The sequence below is a fragment of the Winogradskyella sp. R77965 genome (genome assembly GCF_044594915.1).
GTDB lineage: Bacteria > Bacteroidota > Bacteroidia > Flavobacteriales > Flavobacteriaceae > Winogradskyella.
Genome location: NZ_CP138990.1, coordinates 3600016 through 3616977, shown reverse-complemented (window position 1 = coordinate 3616977; position 16962 = coordinate 3600016). Strand labels below are relative to the sequence as shown.

The following is a 16962-nucleotide window of genomic DNA, read 5'->3' as shown; positions in this document are numbered from 1 at the left end:
GTTTAGTTAGTTAGTTAGTTAGTGGATTTCTAAATGTATTGATTAATTATATTTTCAAATAACTCTTGCTTGCCACTTTTTAATGATAACTCGCCATTATCTTGAGCGATCTTGTATAAATCCTGTAGCGATAATTTACCATCTTCAAAATCTTTTCCTTTTCCAGAATCAAAAGAAGCATAACGTTCTGTTCTTAATTTGTCATAAGGCGAAGACGTTACAATTTTATCTGCAATAAGCAAAGCTCTTGCAAAGGTATCTGCTCCACCGATATGTGCATGGAATACATCTTCCATATCTGTGGAATTTCTTCTGATTTTAGCATCAAAATTGATTCCCCCTCCTTGTAAGCCTCCTGCTTTTAAGAATACCAACATGGCTTCCGTTGTTTCCTGGATGTTATTTGGAAATTGATCGGTATCCCAACCATTTTGATAATCTCCTCTATTGGCATCCAAACTGCCCAACATTCCTGCATTTGCAGCAACTTCCAATTCGTGTTGAAAGGTGTGTTGTGCTAAGGTAGCATGATTGACTTCAATATTCATTTTAAAATCGTTTTCTAAACCATATTTATGCAAAAACCCAATTGCCGTATCACAATCAAAATCGTATTGATGTTTCATTGGCTCCATTGGTTTTGGTTCGATGAAAAAGTTTCCTTTAAAACCATTTGCGCGTGCATAATCTCTTGCCATGGTTAAGAATTGTCCCATATGATCTAATTCGCGTCCCATATCAGTATTTAATAAAGACATGTAGCCTTCTCGTCCTCCCCAGAACACGTAGTTTTCGCCTCCTAATTTTATAGTAGCATCTAAAGCCAATTTAATTTGCCCTCCTGCTCTTGCCACCACATCAAAATCTGGATTGGTTGAAGCACCATTCATATAGCGTGGGTTAGAAAAACAGTTTGCGGTTCCCCATAATAGTTTTATTCCAGACTCTGCTTGTTTCTCTTTAATATAATCTGTAATTGTAGATAGTCGTTCTTCAGATTCGGCAAATGTTGCACCTTCCTGGATTAAATCGTAATCATGAAAGCAGAAATAATCGAATCCCATTTTGCTAATAAATTCGAATGCCGCATCTGCTTTATCCTTGGCAGCCTGCACTGGATCTGATGATTGATCCCAAGCAAAATTTTGTGTTCCTGGACCAAATGGATCGCCTCCTTGACCACAGAAAGTATGCCAATACGCTATGGCAAATTTAAAATGCTCACGCATTGTTTTACCTGCAACAACTTGCTCTGGGTTATAATATTTAAACGCCAAAGGGTTGTCTGATGTTTTGCCTTCATATTTGATTTCTCCTATGCCTTTATAATATTCTTTGTTTCCTATAATTGCCATTTTTAGTTGATTTATTATTTGTTTAATACGAGTTCTAATTCTTTTTTCCAATTGTTGTACGCATGCAGATAGGGCTTTTTGTCTTTAAAAGGCATATATGTCATCACATAGTCATTGTCCATAATTACCTTACCGAAAGCTTCAAAATCGCCTTTATGTAAAGTGGCTGCTCGCGCTGCTCCAATTGCACCTGTTGTATTGTAAATTTCAATGTCTTGTTCAATTAAAGTTGCCACGGTATTTGCAAATATTTCTGACCGGAAGAGATTGTCGTTTCCAGCACGCATTACACTTGGTTTTATGCCATCTGATTTCATAATTTCCATACCATAAACAAATGAAAAGGCTATGCCTTCTAGAGCCGCTCTGCACATATGACTTTTATGATGGTTATTTAAATTCATATTTACAATGCGTGTCCCAATTTCCTTGTTATTGAGCATGCGCTTTGCTCCATTTCCAAATGGAATTAAACAAATACCATCTGAACCTACTGGAATTTCTGAAGCCAAATTATTCATTTCTTCATACGAACTAACTGCGAGGTTATTTAATAACCATCGGTATTGAATACCTGCTCCGTTTATACATAACAATTTACCTATTCTTGCGTCGTCTCCTTTTTTATAATTAACATGTGCAAAGTTGTTTACTCGCGCGCTTTCTTTTACAGACAAGCTATCAGTAACGGCATAAACAACACCAGATGTTCCTCCTGTAGCGGCAACTTCGCCAGGATTAAACACATTTAGTGACAATGCATTATTGGGTTGGTCACCTGCTCTGTAATAAATAGATGTACCTGCTGCCAATCCGCTTTCAGCTTCTCCTTTTTCATCTACTAGAGATTGAATTCCAAAAGTCTCAACAATATCTGGCACAAGTTTTCTATCGAAACCATAATACTCCAAAAGAAAATCTGCTACACTATTATTTTTAAAATCCCAAAAAATGCCCTCTGATAATCCAGATATCGTTGTGTTTATTGTATTTGAAAACTTGTATGCTATATAATCACCAGGTAGCATAAATTTATAAATGCTTTTGTAAATATCTGGCTCGTTATCCTTTACCCATTTCAATTTTGAAGCCGTAAAATTTGCTGGTGAGTTTAATAGTTGAGTAGAACATTTATCACTACCAATGTCGTCAAACGCTTTGTTTCCAATTTCTACAGCTCTACTATCGCACCAAATAATGCTTTTACGTAGTGGATAACCTGCTTTATCAATTAAAACTAGTCCATGCATTTGATACGATATGCCGATACCTTTTATTTGTGTTCTGCTAACATTATAATCTTTTTTCAAACGTTTAATAGCAGTACATATATGCTGCCACCAATCATTAGGACTTTGCTCTGCCCATCCATTTTTTTGTGCATACATACCCATTTCTTCTTTGGGCTCTTGTACAACACCTAAACTTTTACCTGACTCTGTTTCAACTAATGCTGCTTTGATTGATGAACTTCCTATATCTAATCCTAAGTAATAATTCATTTATAAATAAACTCTTAATATTATTTTAATTGTTTTTTAAACGTTTTGGGAATACGATTTATGGATTTTATTTGAGCATTTTTATAATACGCTTCTGCGGCTTCAGATTGAATTTGAATACGTCCTTTTGTAAGTGGGACTATGTCGTTATCTGTATTCTTATATTCTGAATTATACAATGCCATAACCACTTTCCCGTTTACTACATGTAAACTTGTTCCCTCAAAACAAATAAGTTCAAGCGTATTCCATTCTCCGTGGTCTTTTTCATTATCAAAACCTTTATTACAATGGTTTGGTGGAATACGTTGTAAAGCCGAATAAGCCTTTAAATTACTGTTTTTTGAATACCTAAATTCCTTTTCTCCCTCTTTTTTATCTGACGGAATATGTATTAAAACATCCTCTAACCCATAGTAATCTCCTACATCGGTTTCTTGAACCTGAAACTCCTGTGACGCCATCCATACATTCCAAAAGGCAGTACTAGAGCCATGGGAGTGATATAATATTCCACTATCTCTTTTTCTTAATAATCTTGGCTCCCAGACTTTCTCTCCCCATTTAAACTGTATTTTTAAATGGTAATTTTCATACTCCTGTTTTGAAATTAAGGCTCCATATATTTCTCCTGAAACATAAAGCACGGTTTCACCATTTTCATCTTTAAAGGTGAATACGTTTTTTGGGTCGTTGTTTAGACCTAGAGGTTCAGCATTTTTACCGTCACTTTTCGGGTCTACATTATCCAAACCTGTGACTGTGGCATGAGGTGCTCCGATAAACACATCCCAGTATTTGCCTGGGTCACCTTCAAAAAGATTAGTCCATTTTTTATTAGACGGCTTTTTTATATGTTCCACACCTGTCGCCCAAAGTATCGCACCTTTAATTAATTTTTCGAATCTTGCATCTTGATAAATCTCGTTAGTATGACCCATTCCTGTATAAAACACTCTACCTCCATCAAAATGATGATACCATGTAATGGGATGGTTTTTAGTATTCATTTTTTTACCTTGGTAAGAGTCCTCATCCAAAGATGCTAAAACATTAACATGTTTAGCTACTGGCTTTAAAAAATTATACCATTCGTCTTTAAAAACTTCCGTATCATTTAAATGATTAATTGCAGGATGCTCACTCGTATTATCAATATGCAATGTTGCGTTTTGGACTTTAGGGTGATCTTTGAAAGTAGCTCCGATCATTTCCGTAAACCAAGGCCATTCCATTTCGGTATTAGATGCAGCATGAACACCTACAAAACCATTACCATTGGCTATATACTTTTTCAATGCCTTTTTTTGATTCTCGTCAAACAGATCTCCTGAAGTGTTTAAAAACACAAGGACATTATATTGCTTCAAGTTTTCATCATCAAAGTCATTTGAATCTTCAGAAAATGAGATATTCCAATTATTTCTTTGTGCCAATTCAGTCATAAATGTAATCCCAGTTGGAATCGATTTATGATAATGCCCTTCCGTTTTTGAGAACACCAGAATATTTGGATCGCTTTGTTGTGCCTGGGCTGCTTCAAATGAAAGCATTAATACAAAGAAACAAATTAACGTTTTAAGTTTCATTTATAATATTTTGAAGAACAATGTAATTTTGTAAATGACAAATTACATCCTGTACTGTGCTGTTTTTTTTAAAATGAGATCTATCGATTCATATTAAGGATACTTATAATACTAAAGATGATACCAATCAGCATAGCACAGGACGCATCATATGAATTACTAAGTTATTTTAGTTTCAGAACATTTAATGAAAATAATTTATATAAATTTTGAACCTCTATTTTAATAAAGGACGTATAAATGTATAAAATAGAACATCAGAAGGACCATCAAAGCAATCAGGTAAAACTGATGAATTCCAGCAAAACATCTTATGCTGTAATATCATTAAATCAAGGTGCAAGTTTGCAAAAATTAACTATAAAAGACACCGCGATAATAGAAGACTTGTTACCACTTAAGTATGCTGAGACTTATGCATCATCGGTTCTATTTCCATTTGCGAACAGAATTAAGGACGGCATCTATACTTTTAATGAAAAGCAATATCAATTAGAAACTAACCATAAAGAAGAAAACAATGCATTGCACGGTTTTGTTTATGACAAAACTTTTAAAATTCTAAGTGAAAACGTTTCAGATTCTGAGGCGTCAATCAAACTGGAATATGAAGAATTTAAAATAAGTAAGGGGTTTCCATACACTTATACAGTTCAATTGATTTACACCTTAAATGAAGACGTATTAAACCTAAACGTCTTTGTTAAAAACACAGATTCAAAACCTTTTCCATTCACCATTGGTTGGCATCCCTATTTTATGAGTAAGAATCTGTACAACAGTAAAGTGAAATTTGACTGTAGTAAAAAAGTGATATTAGGAGATAGATTAATTACAACTGGTACTGAAGACTATCCTCATAATGAAAGCATACAAATTGAAGATAAACAGCTCGATGATTGCTTTATTTTAGACTCAAATAAAATACACTTTTTAACTCCAGAATATGATTTGGAAATGACGTCTTCTTCAAAAGACACATTTTTACAACTATATACGCCCCCTAAAAAAAACACAATAGCTATAGAGCCTACAACAGGAATATCTGATAGTTTTAACAACACAATAGGATTACAAATATTAGAACCAGGTAACACATACACTATTGATTGGACTATCAAATTAAATTTAAAAAGTTAACACCCAAGTTCCTTAAATCCAAATTGGAAATAAACATACGAACAGCTGACTCCGTTCAGTTTTTCAACACCTCAACCAATTTTGCATTTATAAAAAGATTCTTCAATCTCTACTTTTTGTGTTTTCTGAACTTCTATTTTTTTAAAGAAACTACGTCGATGGTATCGATATATTTATTTTCAATCGATTCGCAAATCAAAAAATAAAATTTAAAGTGTTTTGGTTCATTTCACAATTTACAATACAACAGAATTTCATTGTCATTTTTTAATAAAATAGCATCGTCTATTCTATAACTATCAAAATCTTTTGGTGTCTTTCTAATGTTTAAAACAAGATTGTCTTAATGTTTTCTGGCTGGCAATAGACGTTACTTTTCAAAGCCGTTATCCTCTTCATTTATAATCAGGTTTTGAACTTTTGCATCACATGAAAATAGTAATAATAAAGAAAGCATTATCATTCTAATAAACGATTTATGGTACTTTTTTCATCTTCACAATTATTACTTACTATAAGTAGATTTCAAGAATTTCTGCTGATAATGAAGTCAATTCAACAGTATCGATTGCAGCAGGTAATAGAATAGTTTCCCCAACACTTAAATCATAAGATTGCGCTTTATAATTGAGTTCTAAACTACCACTAACGCACATGTAAATTACAAAAGAATCAAGATAAGAATAATCCTTTACTAGGGCTTTGGACACTTTAATAAAGTTCGTTTTAAAGTATGGTGAATGCACTAAAACATTCGATTTATTAAGGGTTTTTTCGTAATTCGTTTTGTAGTTATCGTAACGCTTAAAATCGATTACATCTATGGCTAAATCGGTGTGTAATTCTCGCTCTTTGCCTGTTATTTTATCTTTTCTATTATAGTCATAAATCCTATAAGTTATATCAGACGTTTGTTGAATTTCGGCTAACAAAACACCTGCTCCAATAGCATGTACTCGTCCTGTAGGAATATAAAAAGCATCCCCTTTACTTACCTTTTCATGATGTAATACCTCTAATATTGTGTTGTCGTTTAAATGTTTTTGGTAGTTTTTTTTATCCATTTCAGAATCAAAACCCACAATAAGTTCAGCATCCTTGTCAGCTCCCATAACATACCACATTTCATTTTTTCCAAACGAGTTATGACGCTCTTTAGCTAACTCATTACTCGGATGTACTTGAATTGACAATGGTGCTTCTGCATCTATAAACTTAATAAGTATTGGAAAATCAGTTCCTACATTTTTATACACTGAATTACCAACAAAATCGCCTTTATACTTCGTGATAAGTTCTTTGAGTGTTTGACCTTTTAACTCACCATTTGACACTTTGGTTTCATCGCCTTTTACATCAGAAATCTCCCAAGACTCACCTATATTTTTACCTTTATAATCTTTATTCAGATTGGTCTTTAATTTGTTTCCGCCCCAAAGTCTGTATTTAAAAATAGGGTCGAATTTAATAGGATAGAGTTCCTCTTTTCTCATATATGCTTTTACTGACAAAATTACGAACTGATTTTTTTATTTTGCATCTTTTTCCCAAAGAACTTCCATCTTTTATAAAGTTTTTCCTTTGGTCTCTGGAACTAATTCCCAAACAAACCACATTGCCAAAAGTGACATAACTCCTTAAATTCTTTACCTATTCTGCAATAATTAAAAAAAAACTTTCATTTTCTTGAAAGGCTTAAACTTAATAGCGGCAGGAACTGGATTCGAACCACGGACCTCCGAGTTATGAGGGTTAATCCCGTTTTTTAATTTTTATGCTTTTTAATTGTAATATTTAGTGTTAACCCAACAACTATAAGTAATATACCCATTAAGCTCCAAAGCGAGTAGATTTCTTTAAACCAAACTAAACCAATAATTATTGTAAAAATAACTTCTAAATATTTTAACGGAGCTACTTGATTGGTTTCACCAACTTGCATAGCTTTAGTCATGTATAGTTGTGCAAAATATCCAAAAACACCAAGGCTCAGAAAAATCAACCATTCTTTCCCAACAGGATTTATCCAACTGTTAATCGACAAAATTCCACCTATTACTGCCGAAATAACCATAAAGTAATTGACCACAACAACTGGGTGGTCTTTATCACCTATTTTACGAATTGTGATATAAACTAAACCAGCAAAAATTGCAGATACAACAGCAAAAATAACACCTTCTATTTGTAGCTCTTCACCAAAACCTTTGATAATTAAAACCCCTGAAAACGCAATTGCAAAAAACATCCATTGAATTAGTTTCACCTTCTCTTTAAGCAAAAATAAAGCAAAAAACGCTGCGAAGATTGGCGCAATATATCTTATAGATACTGCTGTTCCCATAGCTATATATTTTAAAGACAAAAAGAATAAAGTCATTGAAATAAGACCAACCACACTTCTAATAACAAGTAGTCCTTTTTGATTGCCTAAAAGGGAAATCTTATTTTTAAGTAAAAATGGTATGGTAAAAAATAAGGATCCAATAGATCTAAAAAAAACAATCTGATAAACGCTAAAATTGTCTAATGACTTTACAAATACATTTAAAAACGTAAATGCTAGTGCACTAATTATCATGTATTGTATGGCCTTTTTCAGAGTATCAATTTCTTTTGAGATCTAATAAAATTTAGAACAAGCAATGTAAGGATAAAATCATACATTATTAATAGAAAATAATACGATTACGTCATAATTTATGTACCATATTAAAAAAACGGAATTGTTTTTGATTATTTTTATAACGACGAAATTCTGAACTTAATTTACACATGAAAACATCACATATATTTTTACTGATTACCACAATCTTATTATTAAATTTTGCTGAAGCTCAAAACATTACAGTTTCTAATATTGATGAATATAATGCTGCACTCTCCGAAATTAACTCAGGTGGTACAATAATTTTAAAAAATGGAGAGTGGAAGGACACCAATCTCAATGCTTATGGAAACGGAACCAAAGAAAAGCCAATTATAATAAAAGCTGAAACTGCTGGTGAGGTTATTCTATCTGGAGATTCTAGTTTAAATATTTATGGTAGCCATGTTATAGTAAGTGGTCTTTGGTTTAAGGATGGGAAAACAACATCAAAGCATGTCGTTCAGTTTAGAAAAAACTCAAAAGAATTTGCCAACAACTGCAGGTTTACAAACTCAACCATTTCTTATTTTAATGTCGCTGATGAAAGCATAAAAAATCGTTGGGTAGACATTTGGGGGAAAAACAATAGAGTAGACCACAATAATTTTACAGGTAAAGCATCTTCTGGCACCACAGTTGTTGTTTGGCTAAAAGGAGAAGAGCATGTTGAAAACAATCATCAAATAGATCATAATTATTTTGGACCAAGACCAGATTTAGGCGAAAATGGTGGGGAAACAATTAGAATTGGAACCAGTACTAATTCTATGAAGTCCTCCAAAACTATAGTAGAATATAATACATTTAAACAGTGCGATGGGGAAATAGAAATTATCTCTAACAAATCTGGCGATAATATTTTTAGAAACAACTTATTCGTTGAAAGTCAAGGAACCCTAACACTAAGACATGGTAACAATGCACTAGTAGAAAATAATGTGTTCTTAGGTAATAATGTGTCTCGTACTGGAGGTATAAGAATTATAAATGAAGGGCATATAGTGCGTAATAATTTATTAGTTGGATTAACCGGTAATGGTTACAGAGGGCCAATAGTCATTATGAATGGAGTTCCTAATTCACCACTAAATAGATATCACCAAGTTAAAAATGTAGATATTCAAAACAACACTATTATTAATTGTGGCCCTATGACTTTTGGAGCAGGTAAAGATGATGAAAAAAGTTTAGCTCCAATAAATACTATTTTTGCAAATAATATTATTACGAATACCAACTCTGGAAGAATACTAGATGTCGTAGATAGCACTGATGGCATTTCTTTTAGCGGAAATATCGTAGATAGTGATGCTAATGTTGATCCTAAATACTTTACTAAAACAGTTATTGATTGGAGTGTTTTAAAATCACTACCAATGCCAACTGAAAATAACCCTGTACTAAAAAGCGTCACCAAAACTGCGATGAGCCCAAACACAGACATTGTAGAATCAGAAAGAGAAACTTACGTGGCTGGTGCATTTAATCTCAACAATACTAAAATACCAAAAGCAATTTTAGCAAGAACAGGTCCAGGCTGGAAACCAAATATTATAGCACCATTAACAAAACCTGAAGATCTGGTTATCGAACCAGGTATAGGAACACTATCTAAAGCATTAAGTAAAGCTAAAGATGGAGATATTATTACTTTAAAAGAAGGAACTTATATTTTAAACAAAAGCGCTAAGTTAAAAAGCAAGATAACCGTTGTTGGTGCAGAAAATGGAGGTTCAATAATTAAAATGCAAAAGGATATTGAAAAATCTTTCAACTATTTTCTTAGACTAAATGAAAATACAGCCCTTACTATTAAAAATGTAACTTTTGATGCTGATCACAGCAGACCACCTAAATACGCTATAGTATCCCCAGATAAAATGGAATCTGGTATATACGCCCTCAATGCAGAAAACTGTACTTTTAAAAATTTTACAACGAAAAGTGGTGGTAGTATCTTTAAAGCATACACAGGTACAATGGCAAGTAGCTTAACTTTTAAAAATTGTAAGTTTTTAGATAGTTACAGAGGCCTAAACCTATCTTATGATAAAGATAATTTAGGAAAATATAATGCGGAACAAATTGTAATAGACAACTGTATTTTTAAAAATATTGAAGAGTTTGCAGTAAACTATATAAGAACCACGCCAAATTTAAATATTAAAGGAGGAAACATTATTATTACCAATAGCATCTTTGATAAAGTTGCAAATGAAGAGAAAGGTCGTATTATTAGAACTAATGGCATTCATGAGGTAACTATAAAAAATTCAGTTTTTATAAATAGCTATAAGGCGCTAAACCCTATAAATTTACAAGGTACTAACGCCATTATTAAAAACTGTTTATTTGACGATAGTGGTTTCCCTAAGTTAAGTAAAGGTGCTAAAAAAATGAATCTTATTTATAAAAGTCCAAAATGGGATGACAAAGAGAAATATATTCCAAGCGAAAAGTCGCCGCTACTAGAGAAAAATAATGACAAAGGACTCATTGGTTTGATACAAAACTAAAAGTTGAAACAAATTAAAAAGGGTAGCTTATAATTAGCTACCCTTTTTACATCAATCAATTTTAAATTTCAATTACTCAATAACGATACGTTTAGTTACAGAATTAGCTCCAGAATTTACTTTAAGTAAGTAAACGCCATTTGCCATTTCAGAAACATCTATAGAATTATTAATTAAGTTATTCGCAGTAAAAACTCTTGATCCTAAAACATTATACAATTCAACTGAATCAATTTGAGTTTGATCTGATGACTTAATAGTAATGTTTGTATTCGCAGGATTTGGATACACTGTAAAACTTGAAGCAGAAAATTCTTCCGTAGATAGAACACCTAAATTAACTAAAGATAGATTGTCTACTCTAACTTCTGTATCTCCGTTCATCCAACCTTTATCCTTACTAGGATCTCCATGTGCAGCAGCATCATATGGCCCAACAGCTCTAACAAATATAGCTATGCTTGTTTCAGCACCAGTGTTAAATGATATTGTAGGTGACATTGGGTTTAAATCAGACGTACTTCCTGAAGGAGTTATAGTCGCATAAGCAAGCTGATTGGATGCTGACTCTACCTCAGCTACGTCATCATAACCAAATCCATCTTGAGCAGCTACGTCTGGTGTTTCATATAAAGGTGTGTATCCATCTACATATCCACTACCTTTCAATACTATCACTTCAACGTAGTCAGTAGTAGTGTCAGTTGAACTAAATCTAAATTGAATATCTAGTGTATAGTCATTGTTGGCTACAACAGCAACTTCTTGATATATACCATCGGACTCAATATTGTCAAATTTCACAACATCATCACTGCTTATCGTAGAAGATTCGCCTTGATCTGCAATGTCTTTATTAATCCATCCTGAACAGGCACAGTCAGAACCTGAAGATTTAGGTATTTTGTCAAAAACAGCATTGTGAAGAACTGGTTGTACCTGGGCATATCCCAAAGCTGTAATAAATAATAATGCAAAAAGTAGTTTTGTTTTCATAATCGTTTGTTTTTAATATATTAATGATCAGTTAAATTTAACTTTATTTCTAGTTATAAATATTCTAAACAGGTATACCGATTGTACAAATCTTGGTGACCTATCTTAAATATTTGGTTTACCAATCTGGTTTACCAAATATAGTGATTATTTTTTAATCCACAGCAATGGATATTTAATTGGCATATTTCTTATGATTTCCTGTTTTTCAGGGATTTGTGGAAGCGATTTCCAGAGTTTTAAGTAACTTTCATCATCATAAGCCAAAGCACCAAACAAAACAGAGGATTGTTTTGTTGGCCAATCTTCCCAATACATCACATCTTTTTGATATGGCCAATCATCCTTATTCCTAATGTATCTAGTCATAAAATTTAGTCCAGAAACTAAACTTTTACCATCCTTAGTTTCAAACTTAAATAAGTCATCCTTATCAGTCGATAAGATTTGTGCAACTCCACAAAAAGCATCTAAATTAAAAATAGAGTATCCATAAGGTTTTGTTCTCGATAATTCTTTGGGGAAACCACCATCTTCAGCCATTTGCTCTGGTAATAACGTATTTTTAAAGAAGTCTCTGCACCATTCTAATTGGGTTTCATTTTGAGTGAGTTCCGCAAAAGCTGCTACTTGCATTGCCCAACATGTGCTGTGATTGTTACCATTATCACGCTCCTTCTTACCATAACTGTGTGATGTTAACCAAGCCAAATAGTCTTTAAACCATTCTTTAACCAATATTAAATCAGATTCTTGCATTAGTCCTGAAGTCTCAACAACACCAATTGCTTTAGAAACTTCTATGAGATGAATTGTATCAATGATACCAATTCCTCTGCCAGTAACACGACCTTTTATAGCTTGTGCAAACATCAAATTTGGGTTCATTTTAGTTGCATCATTGATAAACCAAGCTTTTAAATGCGGAATTAAATCTTCTATATATTTTTCGTTTTCCGTTACTAAATAAGCTGAAGCCAGAGATCCTGAGATTCTGCTCAATCTTATCATAGCTAAGCGATGGGCTGTAAAATTATCTGGATTGGTTAAACCATCCTTTCGTATGTAAGCACTATCTGGATGTTTGGGATTTGGCCACCAATAATCGCCTTCAGAATAAAAATCGTGAATACCACCTGCACTTCTTTTAGAGATGTACGACGTTACCGTTATAGGTTTGAGATTAGAATACTTTTTTGCCTCATTAAGAATATATTCCCCTTCCAATTCTGAAACCATTTCAAAATCGGTAGGCTGATCTGTGCAGTTAAAAACTATAGATAAAAGAAAAATAATGAATTTAAAATGTTTCATACGCATATAAAAAATCTTCAAACTCAAGAGATATACTTTCATTTGAAGATTTATAATCAAATTACTAGTAAACTACTCTATTGTTAAATATGTACCTTTAAAACTCTGATTTAACACCATCATTTTTAGAGGCTGATCTGTGCCTATTCGTTTTACTTCAATGGAGGCTTTTCCATTAGCCATTTCAATAGACTCACTACCTGTCGGAGTTCCTAAGCTTTTGAACGTTTCACCACCAGAAAGACATTGAAAATAAACTCTATTCTCGTAATCTAAACATCGCATGCCTTTACTATCTACAGCAGTTGCCGTAATTAGATAGTTTCCGTTTTCGAGTTTTTTATAATCTAGTTTAAGACCCTTTGCTTTCTGATTTTTTGTAAAACGATAGCTAACGTCTAACTCATCTTTTACCTCTTTGCCATCATCTGTTTTTCCTACTGAAACCAAAGTATTTTTACCTTCTTTGAAGTTGAGTGACCAATTTAATCCTGCGGCTGGAAATGCCTTAGTGTCTCGTCTTTTAGTCCCTAGACTTTTACCATTTAAAAATAATTCTACTTCAGGACAGTTACTATAAACACTAATATCTCGAGCTAAACCCTTTGGACCTTGTCGCTCAGTCCAAGTATGAGATTCAATATAAGTAAAAGGATCTGTTGTATTCCAATAACTTTTAAATACATAAAACGCATCTTTTGGGTTATTGTCTCTATCTACCAAACCTTTTTGATTCATATAAGGAATCGCGTTTTCTGGCCTCAATGGCGTACCAAAATCTTTGAAAGCCCACTGCGCATTGCCTATAAAAGCAGAGTCATTTTCAGAAATACGTAAATGCCAATCAAATAAATCTACAATATAATTCTCGCTCCAATCCCCTATTTGAGCAATATTGGCCACATCAGTTTGTATAATAGCTTCCTCCCAACCATCAGCTTGTATTTTACCTTCACCAGTAATAGGATTCTCAGTATGACGCCCTAAATGGCTAGAGCCTCCATACTCTGTATGTATAAAATGAGGATACTCTGCTTTGTACTGATCTATGGCCTTTTGATAACTCTTATAACTACCAGAATACCAACCAGACCATATTGAAGGCGAAAACACATCCACTATATCTGCACCTTCGTAATACTTTCTAATTGCCGTTTTACGAGTTGGATCTAATTGATGCGCATAGTCATTCAATTCTTTCAAATAAACATTGATGTTGTCTCGATTATCTCCATTTTCAAAATCTGGTAGCCAATAAATTTCATTTCCTAAAGACCAGAAAATAATGCTTGGATGATTATAATTTTGCTCAATAATTTCCTTGAGCATGCCTTTTGTATTTTTCTTCCATGTATCATTTCCCAATCCACCGCGACACCAAGGCAACTCATCCCAAACTAATAAGCCAAGTTCATCACAGGCTTTATAAACTTCAGGATCTTGAGGATAATGCGCTAAGCGAACAAAATTGGTTCCCATATCTTTAATGAGTTCCATATCTGCTCTGTGCTGCTCATTGCTCATTGCTGCACCAACTCCAGCATGTTCTTCGTGCCTGTGAGTTCCTCTTAACAACAAACGCTTACCATTGAGATAAAATGCCCCGTGATCTTTAAACTCAAACCATCTAAAACCTACTCTATCTGAAAGTTCATCTAGTACTTTATCATTCTCTATAAGTTGCACATTAAGCGTGTAGAGATTTGGATTATCGGTATCCCAAAGTTTAATATTCTTTAATTCATTGAAACTTATTTCTAGTTTTGGATCAGCAGCATCATATGTTTGGGACTGTACTTCTTTTCCATCTGAATCGATTAATATTGCTTTAACCTTTGAATCATTATTTGAATTACTAATATCCAAAGTGGCTAGTAAGTCGGAGCTTTCGTTTGAAACATTTGGTGTCGTAATTTTTAAATTAGATAAATGCTTCGATGGTAAAGTTTCTAACCAAACATCTTCTGGTAATACCTCCAAAAATAAAAAAGTCACTTTTTTGAGACGGAATAACTTCTGGATTATAGCCATTATCTGCACGCACTAAAATTTCATTCGTTCCGCTTGAAATGGCATCTGTTATATCAATAGTAAAACCAATATATCCGCCAATATGATTTCCTACTTTTTTGCCATTGACATAAACTTCAGATGTAATATTAACACCTTCAAAATACAGTTGATAGATTTGACCTGAAACTATTGAAGGTATATCTAATTTCTTTTTATACCAACTTCCAGATCGTCTATAACCTGGTTCTAAATCGGTTGCATCTAATGCATTCCATGTGTGAGGTAAGTTTATATTTTGCCAATCGTCCTGATCTAATGCATCACTTAGATTTTCTGTATTATTTTCTAAATACAACCAGTCATTATTAATGTTTGTTTTACTCCGTTCTTGATTTTTGTTTTCAGTTGTATTTTCACAAGAAAACAACAAAAGAATAAAACTACATAGCGTTACGAATTTAAAAATTGCAAATCTTAGTATCATTTATTATAAAGCTTTTAATCTTAGTAATGTTTCTAAAAAATAATAGTCACCGTAAACTATTGGTTCATCCATTTCTGATCTTTTAGACCAATCACCAGAGCTATGATCTAAAACAAATGGAACTTCAATCTCATCAGATAAAATATAGTCAGTAGACTTTAATGTTTGTATTACCTTTTTACTGTAATTTAAGTATACCTCATCACCTGTATAACCATATAATTCTGCAAGTGCAGATGCAACAATGACACCAGCAGAAACATCTCTTGGTTCGTTTGGAATATTTGGAGCATCAAAATCCCAATACGGAATACCATCTTCTGGGAGATTTTTATGATTTAAAAAGAAGGATGCCGTTGCCATCGCTTGGTTTAAATACTTATCATCTTTCGTATATCTATAAGCCATTGTAAATCCATAAATAGCCCATCCTTGCCCTCTTGCCCAAGATGAATCGTCATTAATACCTTGATGAGTAACACGCATTCTTATATCTCCATTTTCAGGATTATAGTCTAAGACATGCCATGTGCTATTATTAGGTCTAAAGTGGTTTTTTAAGGTTGTATTAGCATGTTTAATCGCTATGTTATGAAATACACTATCGCCTGAAATCTTTGTTGCTTCAAACAGCAATTCTAAATTCATCATGTTATCAATAATAACGGGGAAGTCCCACCGCTTTTTATTAAAATCCCATGACCTAATGCTTCCAACCGTATCATTATATCTCGTAATTAACGTTTGAGCACTTTTTACGATAATATCTTTATAGACTTGGTTGTCTTCAATTTTAAGACCTTTTCCAAAACTATTAAAAACCTTAAAGCCCATATCATGGGTACGGTCATTAAACTTTTCTTTCTCAATAAAAGCTGTCCATTTTTTGGCCTGGTTTTTATAAGTTTCATCCCCTGTTAGCTCATAAATCTGCCAAAGATTACCAGCAAAAAAGCCGCTTGTCCAATCCTTAGAAGGTACCTTTTTTATGGTATTAGTTTTTAAATTTACACTTCTAGGAAACGATGTAGAATCTAAGGCATAAGAAACCATTTTTTTGTAACGCTCTTCTAATCTCGTATCTATTGATTCTGAATCTTCACTATTAGAATTTGTCTCATTTTTACAACTTATCATTAGTGTAAAAGCGAATATTAGTATAAGGATATTTTTATTCATAATTACATATAAAATCTTAGAGATTAGACCAAAAACAGCTCGATAACTTAATTATTGAAAATCATTGAATCTTCAATATTATCATTACCACATCGATTGTTTTGAAAATTAAAGCTACTAAAAAGGATTAAAGTATAAGTACAAATTAGGGTATATAAATATCCTAAGTACTATTTCACCTTAAGTAATACTTTATATTTCAGAACATAGAGTTTCTTTATCTA

Annotated in this window: 12 protein-coding genes; 2 read left to right on the top strand and 10 right to left on the bottom strand. The window is 33.0% G+C overall.

Going from position 1 to position 16962, the window contains the following annotated elements:
- Nucleotides 1-29 precede the first annotated feature (29 nt).
- From xylA to SJY34_RS16140, 3 genes are read right to left on the bottom strand one after another with little or no spacing between them, the layout of a single operon-like run.
- Nucleotides 30-1355, bottom strand: coding sequence for a xylose isomerase (xylA, locus tag SJY34_RS16150; RefSeq protein WP_400077445.1), 1326 nt, complete (start codon nucleotides 1353-1355; stop codon nucleotides 30-32).
- Nucleotides 1356-1369: 14 nt separating this feature from the next.
- Nucleotides 1370-2857, bottom strand: coding sequence for a xylulokinase (locus SJY34_RS16145; RefSeq protein ID WP_400077443.1), 1488 nt, complete (start codon nucleotides 2855-2857; stop codon nucleotides 1370-1372).
- 20 nt (nucleotides 2858-2877) lie between these two features.
- Nucleotides 2878-4446 carry a ThuA domain-containing protein gene (locus SJY34_RS16140; protein ID WP_400077442.1) on the bottom strand — a complete coding sequence of 523 codons (1569 nt, stop codon included), beginning with the start codon at nucleotides 4444-4446 and terminating at the stop codon, nucleotides 2878-2880.
- Between the two features lie 240 nt (nucleotides 4447-4686).
- Between SJY34_RS16140 and SJY34_RS16135 the strand changes: the two genes are divergently transcribed.
- Nucleotides 4687-5586 carry an aldose 1-epimerase gene (locus tag SJY34_RS16135; protein ID WP_400077440.1) on the top strand — a complete coding sequence of 300 codons (900 nt, stop codon included), beginning with the start codon at nucleotides 4687-4689 and terminating at the stop codon, nucleotides 5584-5586.
- 512 nt (nucleotides 5587-6098) lie between these two features.
- On the opposite strand, the gene SJY34_RS16130 is transcribed toward SJY34_RS16135, so the two are convergent.
- Together SJY34_RS16130 and SJY34_RS16125 are read right to left on the bottom strand one after the other, a co-directional pair.
- Nucleotides 6099-7079: a type I phosphomannose isomerase catalytic subunit gene (locus SJY34_RS16130; RefSeq protein WP_400081420.1), complete on the bottom strand. Its 981-nt coding sequence runs from the start codon at nucleotides 7077-7079 to the stop codon at nucleotides 6099-6101.
- A 272-nt stretch (nucleotides 7080-7351) separates the two neighbouring features.
- Entirely contained in the window at nucleotides 7352-8188 is an 837-nt protein-coding gene (locus SJY34_RS16125; RefSeq protein WP_400081417.1) for a DMT family transporter, read from the bottom strand.
- 173 nt (nucleotides 8189-8361) lie between these two features.
- Between SJY34_RS16125 and SJY34_RS16120 the strand changes: the two genes are divergently transcribed.
- Complete coding sequence (locus SJY34_RS16120; RefSeq protein WP_400077438.1) at nucleotides 8362-10752, top strand: polysaccharide lyase 6 family protein; 2391 nt, start codon at nucleotides 8362-8364, stop codon at nucleotides 10750-10752.
- A gap of 72 nt (nucleotides 10753-10824) precedes the next feature.
- Here the strand turns inward: SJY34_RS16120 and SJY34_RS16115 are convergent, their stop codons facing one another.
- The 5 genes from SJY34_RS16115 to SJY34_RS16095 form a co-directional block, all read right to left on the bottom strand.
- A complete protein-coding gene (locus tag SJY34_RS16115; RefSeq protein WP_400077436.1) occupies nucleotides 10825-11748 on the bottom strand; it encodes a T9SS type A sorting domain-containing protein in 924 nt (307 codons plus the stop codon).
- 147 nt (nucleotides 11749-11895) lie between these two features.
- On the bottom strand, nucleotides 11896-13062 hold the full coding sequence (locus SJY34_RS16110) for an alginate lyase family protein (RefSeq protein ID WP_400077434.1): 1167 nt from the start codon (nucleotides 13060-13062) through the stop codon (nucleotides 11896-11898).
- A gap of 72 nt (nucleotides 13063-13134) precedes the next feature.
- The gene (locus SJY34_RS16105; RefSeq protein ID WP_400077432.1) at nucleotides 13135-15057 is read right to left on the bottom strand and encodes a glycoside hydrolase family 2 protein; all 1923 of its coding nucleotides are present in this window, start codon (nucleotides 15055-15057) and stop codon (nucleotides 13135-13137) included.
- Nucleotides 14984-15559 (bottom strand): sugar-binding domain-containing protein, encoded by a 576-nt coding sequence (locus SJY34_RS16100; RefSeq protein WP_400077430.1) that lies wholly within the window; start codon nucleotides 15557-15559, stop codon nucleotides 14984-14986. The genes SJY34_RS16105 and SJY34_RS16100 overlap by 74 nt, the downstream gene beginning before the upstream one ends.
- Nucleotides 15560-15562: 3 nt before the next feature.
- Nucleotides 15563-16738, bottom strand: a complete 1176-nt coding sequence (locus SJY34_RS16095) for a glycoside hydrolase family 88 protein (RefSeq protein WP_400077428.1) — start codon at nucleotides 16736-16738, stop codon at nucleotides 15563-15565.
- Nucleotides 16739-16962 lie beyond the last annotated feature (224 nt).